We start from the raw sequence: 22,126 nt of genomic DNA on the forward strand, positions 1-22,126 counted from the left end.
TCCCGTTAAATACAGAAATCATCTTTTAAATTAGTCTATCTTTTTTTAAATTGTCCTTGACAAAGGGTACATTTTAAAATATGCCTAGCTTTTATTATTACTGTGATGAATATTGATTAAACATTAAAATTAGAATATTGATTTTGGGTTATCTATTAATGGAATTTTATAAAAAATGAATTTATATGTAAAAGGATAAATGATTATAGAAAAAATCGTATTACAATTTAATTTTAATAACGACAAATATATACAAATAATATTATAAAAACAAGGATAGAAAAAGAAAAAACACAGAAAAAAGTGATTAAATGACGAAAAAAAGAAAAAATATTCTGACACAAAAAGAAGGTTTTTGGGTGTATTTTGTAGAAAAATTTAATTACATAAAAGAAATGAAATTCTAGGAAGGTGGTTGACTATGGGATTAATCAGGCTGAGATTTAAATAGGGAGATTATGTGTGGTAAAAGTAATTCGAAATTTTAACGTAGGAAAATATGTATGAGAGGTGAAAAGGGATGGATTTAATATGGGATAAAATGTGGTCGGTTGGTGTTGATAAGATAGATAGACAACACAAAGAATTGTTTAATAGAATTAATTTACTTGTATGTTCTATGAAAAGTGCAAAAGGAAAAGAGGAGATGATTACAACTTTGAATTTTCTTGAAGAGTATGTAATTAGACATTTCAACGATGAGGAGGAAATTCAAAAGAAAAATAATTATCCTAATTATGAGATTCAGCATAAGGAACATGAAATTTTCAAAAATAATTTAAAAGAATTGAGAAAAGTGTTCGAAACTACAGGCGTATCTACGTTATTTGTAATAAGCGAACAACAAAAAATGTCCCATTGGTGGCGAAAACATGTAATAGAATTGGATAAAGATATAGGCAAGTTTCTTATGGATGTTTAAACAGATTGTTTATGTAATCTTAAAGGAATCAGCGAAATAAAATTCATAGTGGTTTACTGTGGTAGATTTAAAATTGGGTATAAGACAATAGAGGTTATGGAGGGTGAAAAGTATATGGTTCATTTAATTAATGATATAGAAATTAGATCTAAGAATACAAGAGAAAAATATGGTATACAAGTTGGAAAAATTAAGTTTGATTTATCAAAAGAAGTAAGTTTTATAAAAAAACAATTGAATTATGGGAGTGAAGAATTTATAAATATTAGATTGGATAATGAGGAAATAACCATTCTTTATAATTCTATAGATAAAATAAGCTACGATAATGTAAAGCCGTATATTATTGATTTTTATACGCTTCTTAACAATAAATTTGTAGGACATTGTGTCTTAGATAATGCATACATAGAGTATGATAATGACATTTCGTATTCAAAGGTAACTGAATTACATTTAAAGACGGGAGTTAATTCGCAATTAATTGTTAAGAAGCTTTTAATATAATGCGAGTGAAACTATAAAGCAAAGATAAAAATATTTAGCACATGAAGTGGTGATGTTTAATCTTTATATTAACAGAGAAAGGTAGAGATTATGAAAGATTTCATGAAAGATTTTAAACTATCTACATTTATATGTTTGTTTGTAATTATGCTTATAATTAATATTTTGGTTATATATATTACGAATTAGTGTTTCATTAAATAACTGATTACCCAAATAAGAGCAAGTTCTCATGATTAATTGTAGATTTTGTAATAAACTTACTGTTTCATAAGTTAAGGAGATTTATTAGGGCTGAGTGTGAAAAAAGTTTAAAAGGAATTAAAGTATCAAGACACTTAATAACGTTGTTTGATAAGTGATTTGGGTGGAGCGATGAAGGATTATTAGATGGAGTGAGAGAAATGAAATATGAGGAATATTTTGAACAAATATGCTCAAGTGATATGAGTGATTGGTGTTATGAGGATGATATAGGAGTATATTTATATAGAAATAATATCGATATAATTATAAAAAATGATATAAAGTGGCTTGAAAATAGTGATGATACATGTTATGAAGATTGGACAAGTATTTTTCCTAATAAACATGCATACAATAAAAGGTTTATTCTTAAATATAGGGAGCAAATAATTAAGGTGGTATATGGAGTTTTTGTAGATGCATGTACATGTTTTATTCCTTTCCCGGATAAAAAAATGAATATTACAAAGCAACAATATGAAATAGGAAAGATTATCAATAGTTTTATAACTTCAGATGAAAAATTTGAGTCTTATTTGCTTAAAGCTAAGATTAATATTATATCAGAATAGTTAAGAAAGTTATTTGAGAAACCCATTAATTTATTGTCATTAGATTAGATAAATTATTACGGATTAATGTACTTCTACTTCGATAAATAAGTTGATATTTGGAACGTAAGGTGATCCTAGTGAATTAATTAATGTTAAAACGTATAAAATTTAATTTCAATATATATTTTGAAAAAATATTTTTTTAAAATACAAAATAAGACAAAAAATATGAATAAGCTGTGATAAGATTTATTTATAGTATTTTTGCTAGTGTTTAAGTTTAATTAAAATAAAAAATAAAAGAAGAATGGAAGAGTGGTGAGTGTTTTACTATGTAATAATAATTAATTATTTGTCAAAAAAGTTGAACAGTTATATAGAAGAAAGTATATGCTTTTTATACGAACTCATATCTCAATATATATGGGAAAAAGAAATGTAAACGATGCTTGATTCTAAACTAATCCACCAGTAGTGAAGTTTTATGACTGATTTTAATGATAAATATAAAAAAGATCTATAAATCAGGATGTGTATTTATTCTAAACAGAGGGCAGGTGGAATTTATGAGTAGTTGGCTTGTGAATTTAAATTCAAAATTTGCAGAAGAATTTGATATAAGATTTGATGGATTTATCGTTAAAGAAGAAGAAAAAGAAGAATTTTTAATTAAGATGAATAAGATTGCACGAGAAGTTGTTGAGCTAACTGATTTAAAGTTGAATGAAATAGATCTATTTGAGTGTAAAGAAATTAAGGAAAAATGTCTTTAATAAGTGTTTATTCTGTAATTTGATCGTGTTTCTAATTTGACTAATAAATGGTTTATAAGGATGATGAATTTATGTCAACATTAAAGAACTATGAAATCTATTGTGAATTCACAGATAGAAAAGTAAAAGTAAAAGAAAATTATATTTTAACTTGTGGAAAGATATTTCCAATAAGATGTTGTTATGTATTAGATGATGAAAGTAATATAAAAGAAATAATACATACTTGTAAGCATCGTGATAATGGGGAGTGTATTTTAACTTAAAAGCATTATAATACTTTTGATATTCAGGGGGATGAGATGAGATGGATTTAGAAGAAAAATACAAAGATATAATTGAGGCATATACAAGAACAATTAAGGAAAATGATGAATTTGATGATGGAAATTATTCTCACAAAAAAAACAAATTTAAGAATAACTTTGATTATGGGGATTTTAACAAGGAGAATAGAAAACTTAATAAGAGGAATAAAAGTAAGAACTGGTCTTAAATGGTCACTTTATCTGTTAATATTATTCATTGTTACATATACAGTATATTCGGGACTAAAAACATATAAAGCTATAAGTAGCTCCAAGTTAGAACTTAATTTGGGGCTGCTTTACTAATATTTGAAGTGAATCAAATATTGATTTTCTCACATTCTAATGATAAAATATATTTAATTGTATTAAAATAATAAATATATATGTTGTAATTCACAATGCACATTTCACAATTTACAATTACGACTAAAATTTTTACAATATTTTTAGAATTATGATGAAGAATTATTTTTGCAACGTATATTATATAAAAAATGTTGATATGGGAACTTTAAGTAGTTCCTTTTTATATAATTATTTTAAATATTTGAAGTTGGTTATGTAACCGATCAACTGGAACTAATTAATCCTTAGTCATGATTGATTTGTTTTGTTTAAAGCTTTGAACATGAGATTAAGTTTTTATTATATTAATATAATTACAAAGAAGTGATCTTAATTATAATGGTTAGATTAATATATTAAAATTCGCTTATTTATAGAAAACATATAATAAGACGGTAGTTATCTGATTTTTTACTATGTCTTTATCATATGTTTTTATTTATGCGCATTATTATATTTATAAATGATTAGGTAAGTATAACGGTTAATATTTAAAGGGGATTATAGAAATTATGTTTCTGAGGAGCAAAAGTTTTATATATTCATATTAAAAAATAGATATTTTAAAATAAAAATTTTAAGGGTATGGATGAGGGGTTAAGTAAAATTGAGAAAGAAATATATATATCTACTATTTGGATTGATAATTTTATTAGTATTTTCTATAGGTTATTCTATGAGCAAAAGTTTCTATAATAAAACGCCTTTAGTTGAAAATGGTTTTATAGATCTTTCTGATTGGGATTTTAATAAGGACGGAAATGTAAAATTAGATGGATATTGGGAGTTCTATCCTAATGAACTTTTATCTCCTTCAGATATTAATAATGAAGTGGCATTACATAAGTTTTACATTAACACTCCTGGCCCGTGGAGAAACCAAATTCCAAATGATGTGATATCTGATAAAGGAATTGGAACTTATAGAGTAAAAATTAAGATAAATAAAAGTGTCTTAATGTATGGTATAAAGACTACTCATATACGGTCAGCAAACAAAATATTTGTGAACGGAAAAGAAATTGGACAAAGAGGTAACCCAGAGCCAAGTTTTGAAGAAGGATATTTTTCAGATATTCAACGGACTGTTACATGCTTTAAGCCAGAAGGAGATACTTTAGATGTTATTATTCAGGTAGCAAATTTAGATTATTTTAGTGGAGGGATAATCCAAAGTGTTTTCTTCGGAGAATACGAAGAAATATTAGATTACTATATCATATTTATCGTATTAGATATAGCAAATATATTAATTTTAGGCATCTTTGGGGTGTACTACATTGGAATTTATTTAAAAAATATTAAACAAAAGAAATTTTTGTATATTGGAAGCATATGTATAATTTATGCTTTTGTTTCATCCACGGTAAATGAAAAGATATTTAATAAAATTTTTTCCTTTATGCCGTATTTTGGAATTTTGAAAATAAAGCTAGCATTAATAAGCTTGAGTATATATCTAGTTCTCTTACTTATACGAAAATGTGGCAATGATTTTATTACTAGAAAAAATATAAAAATAGCAAAGTATATAATTTTTGCTAGTATTTTTGCAGTTTTACTAATACCAATGGAACTTGTGGGATTATTTGAAAATATAATTGATATAATAAATATATTAATTTCTGTTCTTGTGGCTCTATCAATTATGAAAGCAATTTATCATAAAAGATATGGAGAAATAGGGAAAAAAGGAACAATACTTTTGCTTTGTGGAGTTATTGCGGCTTTAACTCAATATTGCATTTTTGTATTATACTATTCTTCAATAATTAAGAGCAACGTAATTCCCTTTATTACATACTTTATTTTCTTACTTGCGGTTTTGGTTGTTATTTTGAAGCAACATATAAATGCATATAATAAAATTCAGACAATAAATAGCGATTTAATATCATTAGACAAGTTAAGAAATGAATTTTTAATCAGCACTTCTCATGAGTTTAAAACTCCTTTGCATGGAATAATAAATATTGCCCAGACTATTTTAAATAAAAATGATAGAAACACAGCAAAGGTAGATGAAAATTTAGCATACATAATATCCACAACGACAAGATTATCAAGCCTTGTAAATGATATAATTGACTTTCAAAGTATGCAGAATGAAGATCTCAAGGTTAATAAGAAAGTATTTGATATTAATGGTATTGTACAGGCAGTATTTGATATTTTGGCTTATATGAGAAAGAATGAAGAAATACAGTTAATTAATAGTGTGCCAATTGGAGAATATTATGTTTATACAGATGAAAATAGGTTTAAGCAAATTTTATTTAATCTTATAGTTAACTCATTGAAATACACTGAAAATGGATTTATTCAAATTAAAGCTGATGTAGTAGAAAAGAATTATATTAATATAACAATTGAAGATACAGGTATAGGCATTGACGAAAAGTATCATGATGAAATATTTGAAAGAAACATTGATATAGATAAAAATGTTTTTAATGGAATATTTCCATCTGGACTTGGACTTTCTATTTCTAAGTTGCTTGCATCTAGAATTGGTGGGGAACTGTATCTGAAGTGGTCAGAACCAGATAAGGGCTCAATATTTGTTGTAAAGATGCCTAAAGCAAATGAAAATAGTGACGTCATTAGACAAGAAGAACAGAATATTAAAAATAATATCATTACCTCAAGGAGCGATGAAAAACTTAGTACTAATATATTGTGTGAAACAACCGAAAATAAAAGCAGTGGAAAAAAGCTAAAGATTTTACTTGTTGATGATGATGTATGCAATATCAAAGTTTTACAAGAAATATTTTATGACAGTAATTATGAAACTTTAGTTGCATATAACGGGGCAGATGCCTTAGAATTAGTTAAAAAACATAAAGATATATCAATTGTATTACTTGACGTAATGATGCCAGGATTATCTGGCTACGATGTGTGTAAAAGGATAAGAGAAGAGTACAAGCTATTTGAACTTCCAATATTACTTTTAACAGTCAGAAGTACACCAGATGATATAGCATTAGGTTTTGAAGCAGGTGCTAACGATTTTTTAATCAAACCTTTTAATTTTATGGAATTAAAAGCTAGAGTAACAACTCTCCAAAAAATGAGAATTGCAGTAAAAGAAGCTTTGAAAATGGAAACTGTATTTTTACAATCTCAAATAAGACCTCATTTTTTGTATAATACTTTAAGTGTTATTGTTTCACTGTGCTATAGAGATGGGAAAAAGGCAGGAGAGCTTCTTGGAGAATTAAGCAAATATTTACGTTTCACCTTTGATATAGACCCTTACAATTCGTTTATAAGCTTAAAGGAAGAAATATCTTTTGTCAGATCTTATGTGAAGTTAGAGAAGGCTAGGTTTGGGGAAAGGCTTGAATTTGAATTTGATATTGATGAAGAGTGTTTGCAAAATACTATTCCAGCATTAGTTATACAACCTCTAGTAGAGAATTCAATACGCCATGGATTAGTGAAACGCATTTCTGGCGGTATAGTAAAGATATCTATTAAGAAAAGTAATAATTATATTAAAATTGTAATACAGGATGATGGAGTAGGGATAGATTCTGAAAAGTTGAAGAGATTATTGGACTATAGTATATCAATAAATAGTGGATTGAAAAATGTTAACAAAAGACTTATAAATGAGTATGGACATGGTATAATTATCGAAAGTAAGGTAGGGCAAGGAACTACTTCTACAATAAATATACCTGTGAAATTAAATATTTAAGAGCAAGGGATTGAAGTTATGATTAAGGCAATGGTGGTAGATGATGAAACTTTAACTAATGATCATATTTGTGAATTAATTAGAGATACAAGTGCTGAAGTTGAAGGATATACAAATCCTCATGAAGCTCTTGATAATATAAAGCGATTTAAACCTGATGTGTTGTTTTTAGATATAGAAATGCCGGAAATTAATGGATTACAGTTTGCAGAAATGGTTAATTCAAGTGGATATGAATGTGAAATTGTATTTATTACAGCTTATAATCAATATGCACTCAATGCATTTCGAGTTAATGCTATAGATTATTTGTTAAAGCCAATCATAGTTGAAGAACTATATAGTTCAATTGAACGTGTGAAAAAGAGAAGATTTTTAAATTCTAATGTCTGTCCAAATAAAAAGATAAAAATTTCTTTATTTGGAGGGGTATCTATATATAGGAGATGAAAAGAAACCTATTAGGTGGATGACAGCTAAAAGTGCTGAAATCTTTGCTTTCATGCTTCTAGGTAAAGATAATAAGGAGATATCTAAATGGAGATTAATGAACGAAGTATGGCCAGATAAGGATAAAGAAAAAGCAGATATTAATCTTAGAAGTACAATTAGCCGATTAAATAAAACTTTTAGAGAAAATTCTATAAAAATTTCAATCATATCTACTGGAAATGGATATAAATTACAAGTGGCAGAACCAGATATAAGAATAGACGCATTTGAATTAGAAAACTTAGTATTTAATATAACTGAAATAAATGCTTCTAACTTAGAAGGCTATGAAGGTATTATTCTTGATTATAAATATATGCTTCTTGAAGATTTCAATAGTGATTGGTGCTACTTTGAAAGAGAAAATTATCATAGATATTTTTTGAATGGAGCACGTAAACTTGTAAAATATTATAAGGATATTAATGCTGAGCCAATTAAGATTTTAAAACTTGTTGAGCTTATTATTAAATATGAACCTTACGATGAGGAAATGAGAGAAAATGCGTTGATGCTTCATTATAAGATCGGTGGAATAAAAAAAGCAGAAAAATATTATAATGAGTACTATGAAATGATGGAAAATGATTTGCAGATGGAGCCATCAGCAGCTGTAAAAGAATTATACAAATACATTTTAGATCACTAGCTAATAATTTTTACGATGGGTACTATAAGCATTTACAAATATTAGGGAATATTAGACTATTATACATAATTCGAATAATAATTTATATTATAAAATAAAAATAAATACTCCAAGAAAGGTTAGAAATATACATAATTTACATTTTTAACCTTTTATTTTATTTGATTTCTAAAAATAATAATATCTTGCCACAAATTTGCAACAATATATTTTGTAGAATAAAGTTGTAATAATTCTTTTTATAAACAATATTTTTTAAATTAAATAACATAGGGGGTAATTATGATGAATTTATTTTCTTCAACTTCTTCTTCATCAAATGGTCTAGAGAGGGAGAGGCTAAAACTTATATTGGTACATGATAAAACTGATATATCTAGTGATGTTTTAGATTCTATAAGGGAGGAAATACTAGAGGTAATTGATAGGCATATAAAGACAGACAATTCATGCAAAAAGATGATATTAACACAAGATACTGTAAATATAGATAATTATTCGATATTAATTGCTAGTATACCTATGAAATAATAAACAAAATATGTAATTCGTGTGATAATGTTACTGATATAAAAATCTGCTTAAAAAGAAAACATATTGGAGTCTTGCACTCATTACGAACAGACAGCAATTTATATGTTGCATCTTTCTTAATTCCTGTCCTCGAACAATAATTAATATTGTATAAGTGTAAGTGATTTCTATAGGCAGGTAGATAAACACTTACGCTTATTTTTTTATAGTATGTTGGAAGCTGCGGCAAAGTGGTATATAATGATGAAAAAGCTTATTTAATGTTTTAGATTGAAAGGGAGGAATAAGAATGTCTTATTTATTCGTAGAGTATCCAAAATGTACAACTTGCAAACGAGCAAAAAAGTGGCTCGATGAACATCAAGTTGAATATGAGGATAGACATATAGTTGATAACAATCCTAAAATAGAAGAACTTCAAGAATGGATAAAGAAAAGTGGCTTGCCAATTAAAAAGTTTTTTAACACAAGTGGAACTTTATATAAAGAGATGAATTTGAGTCAAAAGCTTAAGGAACTTTCAGAGGAAGAACAGGTAAAGCTTTTATCAACAAACGGAATGTTGGTTAAGCGCCCTATTGTAGTTGGAGATGACTTTGTACTTGTCGGTTTTAGAGATGAGAGTTTATGGGAAGAGTCACTTTTGAAAGGCTAGATTAGCATTAATATAATGAGTCTTAACTGAAGCAGATGTTGTATACGTAAATAAATCAAGGTAAGATAAGAACCTGGTGTGAGAAACAGTGGATTAGTATGCAACTAATTAGTAAAAAATATAAGTTAATGATTAAGTGATAATAAGAAAGAGATATTTGAATTTAAATAAATATCTCTTTCTTTCTGTTTGCGGAAATTGTCAAAGATAAATAACTTGTAGAGATTGAAGAGTAATTTATTATATGCCCTATAATTATGCAAGCTAATATGTAGCATATTAAAATACATCAACAAAAATGATTAAATTTATCACTAAAATTACTATTTAAAATGTGCTATTCTATATATCATAAAGCAAAAGGCAAAATTTTCATAAAGCGCATAATAAAATGTATTGATTAATGCCAAAATAGATATAATTAATATTTCAATAGATATATGTAAGCGCATTTATAAAATTGCTATATTGGGGAGTGATAGGGATGGAAAATTTTGAAAAGTATAAAAGAATGTATTTTATGCCACCAAAAGTGACATACGATTGGGTGAAAAAAGATTATATAGATAAAGCGCCTAGATGGTGTAGTGTTGATTTACGTGATGGAAATCAATCATTAATTGAACCTATGAGTTTAGAAGAAAAGTTAGAATTTTTTAATATGTTAGTAAAAATAGGTTTTAAAGAAATTGAAGTAGGGTTTCCGGCTGCTTCTGAAACAGAATATCAATTTATAAGGACATTAATTGAGAAAAATATGATTCCTAATGATGTATCAATTCAGGTTTTAACTCAAGCTAGAGAACATATCATTAGAAAGACTTTTCAGGCGGTTAAAGGGGCTCCGCATGCAGTAATTCATTTATATAACTCAACTTCAGTTGCACAAAGGGAACAGGTTTTTGGTAAATCTAAGGATGAAATTAAGCAGCTTGCTGTAAATGGGGCAAAACTTCTAAAAGAAATAGCAAAAGAAGAAAAAGGAAACTATTCATTTCAATATAGTCCAGAAAGTTTTCCGGGAACAGAAGTAGATTATGCGGTAGAAGTATGTAATGCAGTATTGGATGTTTGGAAGCCGACTAAAGAAGAGAAGGCAATAATTAATATTCCTACAACAGTTGAAAATGCAATGCCTCATGTATTTGCTTGCCAAGTTGAATATATTCACAAAAACTTAAAGTATAGGGATGCTGTAACTTTATGCTTACATCCACATAATGATAGAGGAAGTGGAGTGAGTGACGCAGAGTTTGGTATACTTGCAGGTGCAGATAGAATAGAAGGAACTCTATTTGGTAATGGCGAGAGAACAGGAAATTTAGATATTGTTACAGTTGCTATGAATCTTTACTCTCATGGTGTAGACCCTAATTTGAATTTTAGAAATATGCCTGAAATAGTTGAAAATTATGAAAGATTAACCAATATGCAAGTAGGTATGCGCCAACCATATGCTGGTGAATTAGTGTTTACTGCCTTTTCAGGTTCTCATCAGGATGCTATTTCGAAGGGAATAAAGTGGCGTGAAAATAAAGAGTGTGAGTATTGGGAAGTTCCATATTTACCTATTGATCCAATGGATGTGGGGCGTCAATATGATTCAGATGTTATTCGTATTAATAGCCAATCAGGTAAAGGTGGAGTGGCTTATATATTACAAAAGAATTTCGGAATATCGCTTCCAAAACAGATGCAGGAAGCATTTGGTTATACAGTAAAGGATGTATCAGATAAGGCTCATAGAGAATTAACACCAGAAGGAATTTATAAAATTTTAGAAGAGAAGTTTATTCGTAACTCCCACGTATTTCAAATTCCAGAATGTCATTTTATACAAGGTGAGGAGATGGCAGCCGATACTACGATTTGTCATGGTGGGAAAATACAATGCATAACAGCGCATGGAAACGGAAGATTAGATGCAGTTAGCAATGCAATTAAACAGTATTTTGATATTGATTATGAATTAGATGTATATGAAGAACATTCATTAACAAGAGGGTCATCATCAAAAGCTGTTACTTATGTGGGAATTAAATGCCATAATAAGCTTTATTGGGGCGTAGGAATAGAAAATGATATTATTAATTCATCAATTGCAGCTTTAGCAGTAGCAGTTAATCAATTAGAAGAGATTAAGAATATGAAAAGATCAGATAGTAGAATGACAGAGGTATTGAATTATATTCAATCAAACTATAAGACGGTCACATTAGAAAAGCTTTCAGAAACTTTTTACTTATCTAAGCCTTACTTATCGAAATATATTAAAGAAAGTACAAATAGTACTTTTGTGGATATAGTAAAACAAATTAGAATGGATAAAGCTAAGAGTTTACTTAAAGGAAGTGGAATGACAGTGGAAAATATTGCAGAGCAAGTTGGTTATGAAAATGTAGAGCATTTTATTAGATTGTTTAAGAAAGCATATGGAATAACTCCGGTAGAATTTAGAAATAATATACCTAAGCGAATGGAACAATAAAATAATAAATTTGTCTTTTTGTAAAAAGATTTGATGAAAAAATATAGACTAATATGTCATACTATGGTATATTATATACATAACAAATGATTTGAAAAAACTAAAGATTTAAATAAACTAAAGATATTTCGAAAAGAGATGACTATAGAGATGGTTATCTCTTTTCTTATTTATAAAGTAAGAGGCAAAATAATTATAAAACTTAGATAAATTCTTCTTTTAGCACTATAAATACATTAAAAGCGTTTGTCGAAAAAAACCTGATAATCAATATCAAAAAATATAGATTATTTTTTAATATTGTGTTAATATAAATTTATACAAAAGATATCCAAACCCCACTCTTAATCTCCCCTAAATTTTATATAAGATACAGCCATAACTTGGCTGTATTTTTTTGCGTATTTAGTTAAGAGATATGTTAATGCACTATAGGTCACCTAATCAATTAGAAAGTGACTTTACAACAATTAGATCATATTTACAATATATGCTATAATTTAGCCTAGTAGTAGATATAAATTTAAGGATGTCTTTTTAATGATTATATAAATGCTTACACTCGGAGGAAAGAAAATGGAGATTATAAAATCAATATTATATTTTATATTGGCTGGAATATTTGAAATTGGAGGTGGATATCTTATATGGATATGGTTACGAGATGGAAAAAGCTATTTATATGGAGTTATAGGAGCGGTCATATTAATTTTATATGGAATAATTCCTACGTTACAGCCTTCAAATGCTAATTTTGGTAAGGTATATGCAGCATATGGAGGAATATTTATTGTAATGTCAATTTTATGGGGATGGAAAATTGATAATATAGTACCCGATAAGTTTGATTTAATTGGTGGATGTATAGCTCTAGTAGGTGTTATTGTAATTATGTATGCACCAAGAGGATAGTAGAGTGTGTTATGATAAAAATCCATATATAAAAATGAAGTGTGAAGAGTTTGAAAAAGCTTTAAAAATGGAAATACTTTAAGAAAAATGTAATGGATGATTATTACTAATATTTGAATTAATATAAAATTATAGAAGGGAAATATAAACTTTTATATAATTATCTATATTAAGGGGATGAGTTAATGAATCAAAATGTAGATATAATATTAGAAATAATAAAAAATATGCCATGTGAAAATATTGAAGGAGTTAATGTTCCTAAATCTTTGGGATATGAGCAGATAGGAATGAGTATTGATGAATTTGATGAAGCAATCAAGTACATACAAGATAATGATTTACTGAGGAAAATAGTTCCTATATTTAAAGATAATAAGATAGTACTAATAAATATAATGTAAAATCATACTGAATTTTTAGAAAGGCGGCTAATATGACTAGTAAAGAAATAGAATTTGTTGATTTAACTAACCAACAGTATGAAGCTTTGATTAAAATGCAAATGGAATCATATAAAAAAATATTGAGCTTTTGCAGAGAAAATATAAGTGATTCAGAGAAAATAGAACTTATAGATAAGAACTTATTAAAAATAGATGAAAAAATAATAACAAAATTAGAGGAAATGAGAGTCTATAATAAAATATTTATGGAAACAGTTAAGTGAGATTTAATATTTTTAGAGGAATTTCTCCTTTTTTGTATAATTATTATTATGGAAAGAGGTGAGGATATGGAATTTAATCAGAAGTCATGGATTGAAAACTATGTACATAGCTTATGCCCGAAAAAAATTAGTAAAGAAAATGTAGATAAAGAGATAAATAGCATAATAACTTTAATGAATGAGTTATTTAGTAGTAGAAATGCAGACAAGTATGTTGAATTTGTCCCAGATGAAAATGCTATAATATTTCCAGGTAGAAAAGCAAATATTTTTATAAGATACAGTGTAGATGGAAATGGTAATGAAGTGAAAATATCAAAACATAAAAATCGTGAATTAAGCAGTAGTATAGAAAAAGCAATATTAATAAGTTGCAAAGGTGAAGAATATGTAGTAAAAGATGAACCTTCGATAACAATGGACGAAATGTCATTTGAAGGTTTGAAAGATTCTATTAATTATGCATTAAGCAAAATATTAAACTAAACATCTGTGTAAGAGAACCCTGGATAGGGTTCTCTTGTTATATACTTTTATTTTTTAGTAAAATTTTAAGAAAACATTTTCAATTGACAAAAAACTGACAAAATTTAATGGTAATATATATATTAGAAAGTGTAAATGTTGTCAATAATGTATTATAGGCAATATAAAAAATTTTTTATATTGTGTGATAATGTTTACAAAAAGTCATAAAGTTTTAATTATTTTTGTATAAAAATCACAAGAATTTAATATTATCATATATTTAAAAGAGGTGAGAACAACATGGGGAATATAATTAAAATTAATATGTACGCTGAAATGAACAAAAAAAAGAATGTTAAGCTAGATTTAAAAACAGTAGAAGAAGTCATTTTAGAATATAATAAATGGCTAAAGAAAAACAACAGAGAGGATAAAATAGAGACTTATGAAAAGTTTTTACAAGTATAATTATTTTTAAAGGTAAATTGAGTGATAATGCTTAATTTACCTTTTTTTATTTTTATGTAGAAATATAGATAAGCCTACTATAATCTATACTTATGCGTATACATCACCGAAATCATAAATATTTTGATTCCGAAAAGCTATGAAAATATCGCTGAAGGTTCTAAGCAGCAGGTTGTATCCACTTTAGCATGCTCCAACTTTCAGTTTGACAAGCTAAAATGGAACAACCTACAGCAAAGAACCTTTAACAGCTCATTTTCAAATGTTTTCTTCACAAATATATTTATGATTTCTAGTGAAGATATGAACTTAAAGTTTTAGTAAATTTGTAAATACATTCATCTAATAAGTTGAATTCTTAAATTGGATATCTATATGGATAAACCAATTATAAGTTAGATTTATACTATGAAATATATCCCAACTAGAAATAAGAATTATGCATTTGTGAAATGTTTCATTAGGAATTTGATGGCTCTGATTCCTAGATTATAAGTTGTTTCAAGTATGCTAGTTCAAAAAGTGAGAATCGAAAAGTGATGCTCCAAATTTTACATTTGGTAAGCAGAACTTTCTCTATGAGCATTTTACATTTCGTTCTTCGAACTTTCTCTGTGAGCGCTTGCCTTTGATGATAGCATCTTGTGTGCAACTTGTAATCTTGGGATCATCCATCATAATTCCTTAGAAACTGGAACAACAGCATAATTCTTATTTCGGCGAGCTATATGCATAAATTCAGGTCTTAGTTGGTTTATATATAACAGAGCAGTTAAATCTGATATATTTAAGATTTTTGGAGTTTATTGTGAGTTAATGTAAAGAAAACTCTATTTTATGTTAAAATATAAGTAGATTTTAAAAGTGTATTTTGGTAAAGGGAGAGAAAGGTATTAATATAGAATAAAAAAATAAATTATTAAAATATCAGTAAATAATTATAGAGTTTTAGTAAATAAGTGATGAAAATGAAAAAATGTATCTAAGAAATTGTAGTGAGATATTAAAAGATTGGGTAAATTTATGTGAAGATAAAGAATTTTACTAAAGAATGGAGGTACGTTATGGAGAATAAAGAACTATTAATTGAAAACTCACATAAGAGAAGTGAAAGTTATGGAGTTGAAAAAAATTCAGATCACTCAAATAAGATTCTTACTGGTGAAGAATTAGAAAATATATTAACTATTAATAAAGAATTAATAGAAGTATCTAAAATATACATAGATATGGTATTTTCAGCAGTTATGGATAATGAATTTATTATAGTGTTAACAGATAAAAATGGGTGCATTCTATATATTAAAGGAGCAGAAGAAAATAATAGTAAGCTTGGGGGGAATAATCTTGAAGTTGGGGCTTATATGGACGAGCAAAATATAGGTACTAATGCAATGGGAACAGCAATTAAAGAAGACAGGTGTATTCAGATAACTGCAACTGAGCATTACATAAAAAGGTTCCACAATTTAACATGCTCTGCTGCACCTATTCATAATACAAAGGGAGAAATTATTGGAACATTGAACTTAACAGGTAGAAGAGATATGAAGCATCCACATACTTTAGGATTAGTTGTTTTTGGTGTAAAGGCAATCGAAAATGAATTGGACAAGAAGGGGATACGCGACATATTGAATCAAACCTATAACTATATGGAGAGTGTCATAGATAATGTTGATAAAGGCATCATGATAGTAAATAAAGAGTATAAAGTAATAAATATAAATAAACTTGGAGTAGAGATATTTAATATAGATAAGGATTTGATAATAAGTCAAGATATACATTATATTTTGCCTGATTTGGGAAATGTAATAGAGGAACTTGAAAACCATAATGGTGATATTATAAAGGAATTAAAATTAAAACATACAAGCAGACATAAAATAAGGTTGCTTTTTAAAGGTCTTAAACATAAAGATAATATTATAGGTATGGTTGTAACAATAAGTTATGAAAAAGAAGGAAAAGACAACAAAAATGCAACAGGGGCATTTTTTACTTTTAATGATATAATTGGAGATAGTGCAGCCATTGTTAATGTGATAACTAACTGTAAGGTTATTGCAAATAGTCCTTCAACTGTTCTAATTCAAGGGGAAAGTGGAACCGGTAAAGAAATATTAGCACAGGCTATGCATAATTATAGTTTGCGAAGAAGAAATAAATTTGTTGCAATAAATTGTGGAGCTATACCAGCTAATATAATAGAAAGTGAATTGTTTGGGTATGAGGATGGGACTTTTACAGGAGGAAAAAGAGGCGGAAATCCAGGTAAGTTTGAGATTGCAAGCGGAGGTACTCTGTTTTTGGACGAAATTGGGGAAATGCCGCTTGATGCACAGGTTAAGCTGTTAAGAGTGCTTCAAAATGGAAGAGTTACAAGACTTGGTGGAAGCAAAGAGATTCCTATAGATGTAAGAGTTATAGCAGCAACTAATAAAAATTTAAAAAGAGAAGTTCAAAAAGGGAATTTTAGAGAAGATTTATACTATAGATTATGTGTAATTCCAATCACTTTACCGCCTTTAAGAGAGAGAAAAGGCGATGTGAAAATGCTTATTGACTTCTTCTTAAGGATTAAATCTTTTCAGTTGAATAAATCAATACCAGAGCTTGATAAAAGTTTATATAATAAGTTATTAGACTATGATTGGCCTGGAAATATAAGAGAGCTTGAAAATTATATTGAGAATATAGTAAATTTAGATGGACGATCATCTTTTAATTTATGGGAATTTGAAGACAATCAAAGTGTTGAGATAGACAAAACATATGATAGGAAAATATTAAAAGATGATTTTTTAAGTAAAGAGATATGGGAAGATGATCAGACAAATGGCTTTTTAAAGAATGTTAATACTGAAAAGACTGAGTATATGGTGAATACTTTAAACTTAGAAGAACTTGAAATGAAAGCAATCCATGAAGCTGTAAGAATAAATAATCATAATATGACAAAAGCGGCTAAAACTTTAGGTATAAGTAGAAACACTCTATATCTAAAATTAAAAAAACGTAAATAAATTATAAAGCATGTCCTAAAATATTACGCTGTATTAAATTTATACTGTATTATTTTAGGACATATCTTTGTTAAAAATTATTTATATAAATGAGTATATGCTTAACAATTAATCTATGTATAATTTATTTTTTATATATTTAATAACTTAATTTAAACCCTTTAAATATAATATTTCTCAGGAATTACGAGTTTTTTGTTAGAAAAGTACTCTTATATTTTGACATTTTATTATCATAAATATAAAATATATTGATAAAATAATCACAAGTTGGCATGAATATTGCTTTAATAATTTATGTGGTCAAAAATAGACATATTAACTTATTATTTTACAACTATGCAAAATAATAAATGAGCAAATTTTAGGAGGAAATATTTATGGCACGTTTTACTTTACCAAGAGACATTTATCATGGAGAAGGAGCACTTGAGGCACTTAAAACTTTAAAGGGTAAGAAAGCTTTCGTAGTAGTTGGTGGCGGATCAATGAAAAGATTTGGTTTTCTTAAACAAGTTGAAGATTATTTAAAAGAAGCAGGAATGGAAGTAGAATTATTTGAAGGTGTTGAACCAGATCCATCAGTGGAAACAGTAATGAAAGGCGCAGAAGCTATGAGAAACTTTGAGCCTGATTGGATAGTTGCAATCGGTGGAGGATCACCAATTGATGCTGCAAAGGCTATGTGGATATTCTACGAATACCCAGATTTTACTTTTGAACAAGCAGTTGTTCCATTTGGACTACCAGACCTTAGACAAAAGGCTAAGTTTGTAGCTATTCCATCAACAAGCGGTACAGCTACAGAAGTTACAGCATTCTCAGTTATCACAAATTATTCAGAAAAGATTAAATATCCTTTAGCTGATTTTAACATAACTCCAGATATAGCAATAGTTGATCCAGCACTTGCTCAAACTATGCCAAAAACTTTAACAGCTCATACTGGAATGGATGCATTAACTCACGCTATAGAAGCATACACTGCATCACTTCAATCAAATTTCTCAGATCCATTAGCAATTAAAGCTATAGAAATGGTCCAAGAAAATTTAATCAAATCATTTGAAGGAGATAAAGAAGCAAGAAATCTAATGCATGAGGCTCAATGTTTAGCTGGAATGGCATTTTCTAATGCATTACTTGGAATAGTTCACTCAATGGCTCATAAGGTTGGTGCTGTATTCCATATTCCTCATGGATGTGCAAATGCTATATTTTTACCATATGTAATTGAGTATAATAGAACAAAATGCGAAAATAGATATGGAGATATTGCGAGAGCATTAAAATTAAAAGGAAATAATGATGCAGAGTTAACTGATTCGTTAATCGAATTAATTAATGGATTAAATGATAAATTAGAAATTCCTCACTCAATGAAAGAGTATGGAGTTACTGAAGAAGATTTTAAAGCTAATCTTTCATTTATAGCTCATAACGCAGTATTAGATGCATGTACAGGATCAAATCCTAGAGAAATAGATGATGCTACAATGGAAAAATTATTTGAATGCACATACTATGGAACTAAAGTTAATTTATAAAATAAATTAAGGCAATTTTTTTATTTCATAATCTTATAGAGATAAAGTAAGTTGTTTCACATTAAAAATCATGTAACTTTTAAAAAGTTATTAAAGTAAATAATTGAATAATTACTAAAAGAATCGTTACAACATTGATAAAACAACAATGACTCTCCACCTCAGGGAGTCTTTGTTGTTGATATGGAAACAAGGATGAAAATGCCAATCATCGGATATATCTTATGTTTAGAAGCTGTAATCCTATCGCTTCTTTAAGTGATATGTAACAGTTGTATGATCATAAATAAATTTCAGCTAAGATTCAGATAGGGATCAAACTCTATCTAAGCAAGTTTAATTTGAAATTATCAATAGAATTTATAAGCGTAGGGGGTACTAAGAGTGTACAAAATTGTTAACAAAAGAGAACTTACCAATAACATATTCTTAATGGATATAGAAGCGCCTAGAGTTGCTAAATCAGCAAAACCAGGTCAATTTATAATTATAAAAAATGATGAAAAAGGAGAAAGAATACCTTTAACAATTGCAGATTATAATGCGGAAAAAGGTACAGTGGCTATAGTTTTTGCAGCTATAGGAAAAGGAACTAAGCAGTTAGCAGCATTTAATGTTGGAGACTATGTTTCTGATTTTGTGGGTCCATTAGGTGTGCCAAGTGAATTTATTCATGAAGATCTAGAAGAATTGAAAAAGAAAAATATTATCTTTATTGCAGGAGGCGTAGGAGCAGCTCCAGTTTATCCTCAAGTTAAGTGGATGCACGAACAAGGGATAGCTGTAGATGTTATTTTAGGAAGCAGAAATAAAGATTTATTAATATATGAAGAAGAATTAAAGGCGGTTGCTGGAAATCTTTACGTAACAACAGATGATGGTTCGTACGGTTTTAAAGGAACTGGTTCAGATATGCTTAAGGAATTAGTTAATAATCAGGGTAAGAAATATGATCAAGCTGTTATCATTGGACCAATGATAATGATGAAATTTACTTCAATGTTAACTAAAGAATTAAATATTCCAACTGTAGTAAGTTTAAATCCTATAATGGTTGATGGTACTGGAATGTGTGGTGCTTGTAGAGTTACTGTCGGTGGAAAGGTTAAATTTGCATGTGTTGATGGACCTGAATTTGATGGACATTTAGTAGATTACGATGAATCAATGAGAAGACAAGCTATGTATAAAACAGAAGAAGGAAGAGAATTATTAAAACATGAAGAAGGAAACACTCATAACCATGGCGGTTGTGGATGCAAGGAGGATAAGTAATAGAGATGAACGATAGAATGAAAAGAACACCTGTTACTGAACAGGCTCCAGAAGTAAGAGCAAAAAACTTTAAGGAAGTTTGTTTAGGATATAATGAAGATGATGCAATAAAAGAAGCAAATAGATGTTTAAATTGTAAAAATCCTAAATGTGTTGAGGGATGTCCAGTATCAATCAACATTCCAGGATTTATATCAAAAGCTAAAACTGGAGATTTTGAAGGCGCTGCTAAAGAAATAGCAAAATACAGTGCACTTCCAGCGGTTTGTGGAAGAGTATGTCCACAAGAAAACCAATGTGAAGGTAACTGTGTACTTGGAATTAAAGGTGAAGCTGTAGCTATAGGTAAATTAGAAATGTTTACCGCAGACTGGTCAAGAAAAAATAAAGTGGATTTATCACAAACAGAACCTTCTAAAGGGAAGAAAGTTGCGGTAATTGGAAGTGGTCCTGCTGGTCTTACTTGTGCAGGAGACCTAGCTAAAAAAGGTTATGATGTAACTATATTTGAAGCACTACATGAAGCAGGTGGAGTTCTAGTTTATGGAATACCTGAATTTAGATTGCCAAAGGATGATGTTGTTAAGGCAGAAATTGAAAACATAAAGAAGCTTGGAGTAACAATTGAAACTAATGTAATTGTAGGAAGAACAATAACTATAGATCAATTAATTGAAGATGAAAAATTTGAAGCTGTATTCATTGGATCAGGAGCAGGTCTTCCAAAGTTTATGGGAATACCAGGAGAAAATGCAAATGGTGTATTTTCAGCTAATGAGTTTTTAACAAGAGTAAACTTAATGAAAGCCTTTAAAGAAGAATATGATACTCCAGTTAAAGCAGGTAAAAAAGTTGCTATAGTTGGCGGAGGAAATGTTGCTATGGATGCAGCAAGAACTGCTTTAAGACTTGGTGCAGAAGCTCATATAGTATATAGAAGAGGTGAATCAGAGCTTCCAGCAAGAGCAGAAGAAGTGCATCATGCTAAAGAAGAAGGAGTAATATTTGATGTTTTAACTAATCCAACAGAAATCTTAACAGATGAAAATGGATGGGTTAAAGGAATGAAGTGCGTTAAAATGGAACTTGGAGAACCAGATGCTTCAGGAAGAAGAAAGCCTGTAGTTAAGGAAAATTCAGAGTTTGTATTAGACGTTGATACAGTAATAATGTCACTTGGAACTTCACCAAATCCATTAATTTCATCAACTACTAAAGGTTTAGAAATCAATGGTAGAGCTTGTTTAGTTGCCAATGAAGATGGATTAACAACTAAAGAAGGTGTTTATGCTGGTGGAGATGCAGTTACTGGTGCTGCAACTGTTATTTTAGCAATGGGAGCAGGAAAGAAAGCTGCTGCTGCAATAGATGAATATTTAAGTAGATAGCATTTAACATATTATATATTAAGAAGATTAGTTACAGGGAAATATAGATGTAACTAATCTTTTTTTTGTTTATAATTTTAGACGATATTTAACAAAAATTATTTTTTTAAATAAAAATAATGTCTCAATAAAAAGAGAAAATAATCTTAAAATTTCCTTAAAAATCTCTAATTTAGTATTCCTA

Annotated in this window: 21 protein-coding genes; all 21 read left to right on the top strand. The window is 28.4% G+C overall.

Annotated features, from left to right (window positions below):
* Positions 1 to 520 precede the first annotated feature (520 nt).
* A complete protein-coding gene (locus ACJDTP_RS22270) occupies positions 521 to 922 on the top strand; it encodes a bacteriohemerythrin (protein WP_077839685.1) in 402 nt (133 codons plus the stop codon).
* Between the two features lie 114 nt (positions 923 to 1,036).
* The gene (locus ACJDTP_RS22275; RefSeq protein WP_077845123.1) at positions 1,037 to 1,429 is read left to right on the top strand and encodes a hypothetical protein; all 393 of its coding nucleotides are present in this window, start codon (positions 1,037 to 1,039) and stop codon (positions 1,427 to 1,429) included.
* Positions 1,430 to 1,833: 404 nt separating this feature from the next.
* Positions 1,834 to 2,247, top strand: a complete 414-nt coding sequence (locus ACJDTP_RS22280) for a hypothetical protein (RefSeq protein ID WP_077839683.1) — start codon at positions 1,834 to 1,836, stop codon at positions 2,245 to 2,247.
* A 548-nt stretch (positions 2,248 to 2,795) separates the two neighbouring features.
* Entirely contained in the window at positions 2,796 to 3,002 is a 207-nt protein-coding gene (locus ACJDTP_RS22285; protein WP_077839682.1) for a hypothetical protein, read from the top strand.
* A gap of 71 nt (positions 3,003 to 3,073) precedes the next feature.
* Complete coding sequence (locus ACJDTP_RS22290; protein WP_077842251.1) at positions 3,074 to 3,268, top strand: hypothetical protein; 195 nt, start codon at positions 3,074 to 3,076, stop codon at positions 3,266 to 3,268.
* Between the two features lie 41 nt (positions 3,269 to 3,309).
* A complete protein-coding gene (locus ACJDTP_RS22295) occupies positions 3,310 to 3,498 on the top strand; it encodes a hypothetical protein (RefSeq protein ID WP_077842250.1) in 189 nt (62 codons plus the stop codon).
* A gap of 767 nt (positions 3,499 to 4,265) precedes the next feature.
* A complete protein-coding gene (locus tag ACJDTP_RS22300) occupies positions 4,266 to 7,367 on the top strand; it encodes an ATP-binding protein (RefSeq protein WP_406762498.1) in 3,102 nt (1,033 codons plus the stop codon).
* An 18-nt stretch (positions 7,368 to 7,385) separates the two neighbouring features.
* A complete protein-coding gene (locus tag ACJDTP_RS22305) occupies positions 7,386 to 7,817 on the top strand; it encodes a LytR/AlgR family response regulator transcription factor (protein WP_406762499.1) in 432 nt (143 codons plus the stop codon).
* Positions 7,818 to 7,836: 19 nt separating this feature from the next.
* Entirely contained in the window at positions 7,837 to 8,508 is a 672-nt protein-coding gene (locus tag ACJDTP_RS22310) for a BTAD domain-containing putative transcriptional regulator (RefSeq protein WP_406762500.1), read from the top strand.
* A gap of 282 nt (positions 8,509 to 8,790) precedes the next feature.
* A complete protein-coding gene (gene minE, locus ACJDTP_RS22315; protein ID WP_406762501.1) occupies positions 8,791 to 9,039 on the top strand; it encodes a cell division topological specificity factor MinE in 249 nt (82 codons plus the stop codon).
* A 292-nt stretch (positions 9,040 to 9,331) separates the two neighbouring features.
* The gene (locus tag ACJDTP_RS22320; protein ID WP_077839676.1) at positions 9,332 to 9,697 is read left to right on the top strand and encodes an arsenate reductase family protein; all 366 of its coding nucleotides are present in this window, start codon (positions 9,332 to 9,334) and stop codon (positions 9,695 to 9,697) included.
* A 484-nt stretch (positions 9,698 to 10,181) separates the two neighbouring features.
* On the top strand, positions 10,182 to 12,185 hold the full coding sequence (locus ACJDTP_RS22325) for a 2-isopropylmalate synthase (protein WP_406762502.1): 2,004 nt from the start codon (positions 10,182 to 10,184) through the stop codon (positions 12,183 to 12,185).
* A 576-nt stretch (positions 12,186 to 12,761) separates the two neighbouring features.
* Positions 12,762 to 13,097 carry a YnfA family protein gene (locus ACJDTP_RS22330; protein WP_065417411.1) on the top strand — a complete coding sequence of 112 codons (336 nt, stop codon included), beginning with the start codon at positions 12,762 to 12,764 and terminating at the stop codon, positions 13,095 to 13,097.
* 185 nt (positions 13,098 to 13,282) lie between these two features.
* Positions 13,283 to 13,501 (top strand): hypothetical protein, encoded by a 219-nt coding sequence (locus ACJDTP_RS22335; protein ID WP_406762503.1) that lies wholly within the window; start codon positions 13,283 to 13,285, stop codon positions 13,499 to 13,501.
* A gap of 32 nt (positions 13,502 to 13,533) precedes the next feature.
* Positions 13,534 to 13,767, top strand: coding sequence for a hypothetical protein (locus ACJDTP_RS22340; protein WP_406762504.1), 234 nt, complete (start codon positions 13,534 to 13,536; stop codon positions 13,765 to 13,767).
* Positions 13,768 to 13,833: 66 nt separating this feature from the next.
* Complete coding sequence (locus ACJDTP_RS22345) at positions 13,834 to 14,253, top strand: hypothetical protein (RefSeq protein ID WP_012058405.1); 420 nt, start codon at positions 13,834 to 13,836, stop codon at positions 14,251 to 14,253.
* Between the two features lie 282 nt (positions 14,254 to 14,535).
* Entirely contained in the window at positions 14,536 to 14,703 is a 168-nt protein-coding gene (locus ACJDTP_RS22350; protein WP_017212661.1) for a hypothetical protein, read from the top strand.
* Positions 14,704 to 15,767: 1,064 nt separating this feature from the next.
* Complete coding sequence (locus tag ACJDTP_RS22355) at positions 15,768 to 17,732, top strand: sigma-54-dependent Fis family transcriptional regulator (RefSeq protein WP_078115726.1); 1,965 nt, start codon at positions 15,768 to 15,770, stop codon at positions 17,730 to 17,732.
* Between the two features lie 380 nt (positions 17,733 to 18,112).
* On the top strand, positions 18,113 to 19,279 hold the full coding sequence (locus tag ACJDTP_RS22360) for an iron-containing alcohol dehydrogenase (protein ID WP_077841016.1): 1,167 nt from the start codon (positions 18,113 to 18,115) through the stop codon (positions 19,277 to 19,279).
* Positions 19,280 to 19,663: 384 nt separating this feature from the next.
* Positions 19,664 to 20,554: a sulfide/dihydroorotate dehydrogenase-like FAD/NAD-binding protein gene (locus ACJDTP_RS22365; protein ID WP_406762505.1), complete on the top strand. Its 891-nt coding sequence runs from the start codon at positions 19,664 to 19,666 to the stop codon at positions 20,552 to 20,554.
* Complete coding sequence (gene gltA / locus ACJDTP_RS22370; RefSeq protein WP_077840861.1) at positions 20,554 to 21,942, top strand: NADPH-dependent glutamate synthase; 1,389 nt, start codon at positions 20,554 to 20,556, stop codon at positions 21,940 to 21,942. The genes ACJDTP_RS22365 and gltA overlap by 1 nt, the downstream gene beginning before the upstream one ends.
* Positions 21,943 to 22,126: the final 184 nt, after the last annotated feature.

Source organism: Candidatus Clostridium helianthi, assembly GCF_045310795.1.
GTDB lineage: Bacteria > Bacillota > Clostridia > Clostridiales > Clostridiaceae > Clostridium > Clostridium helianthi.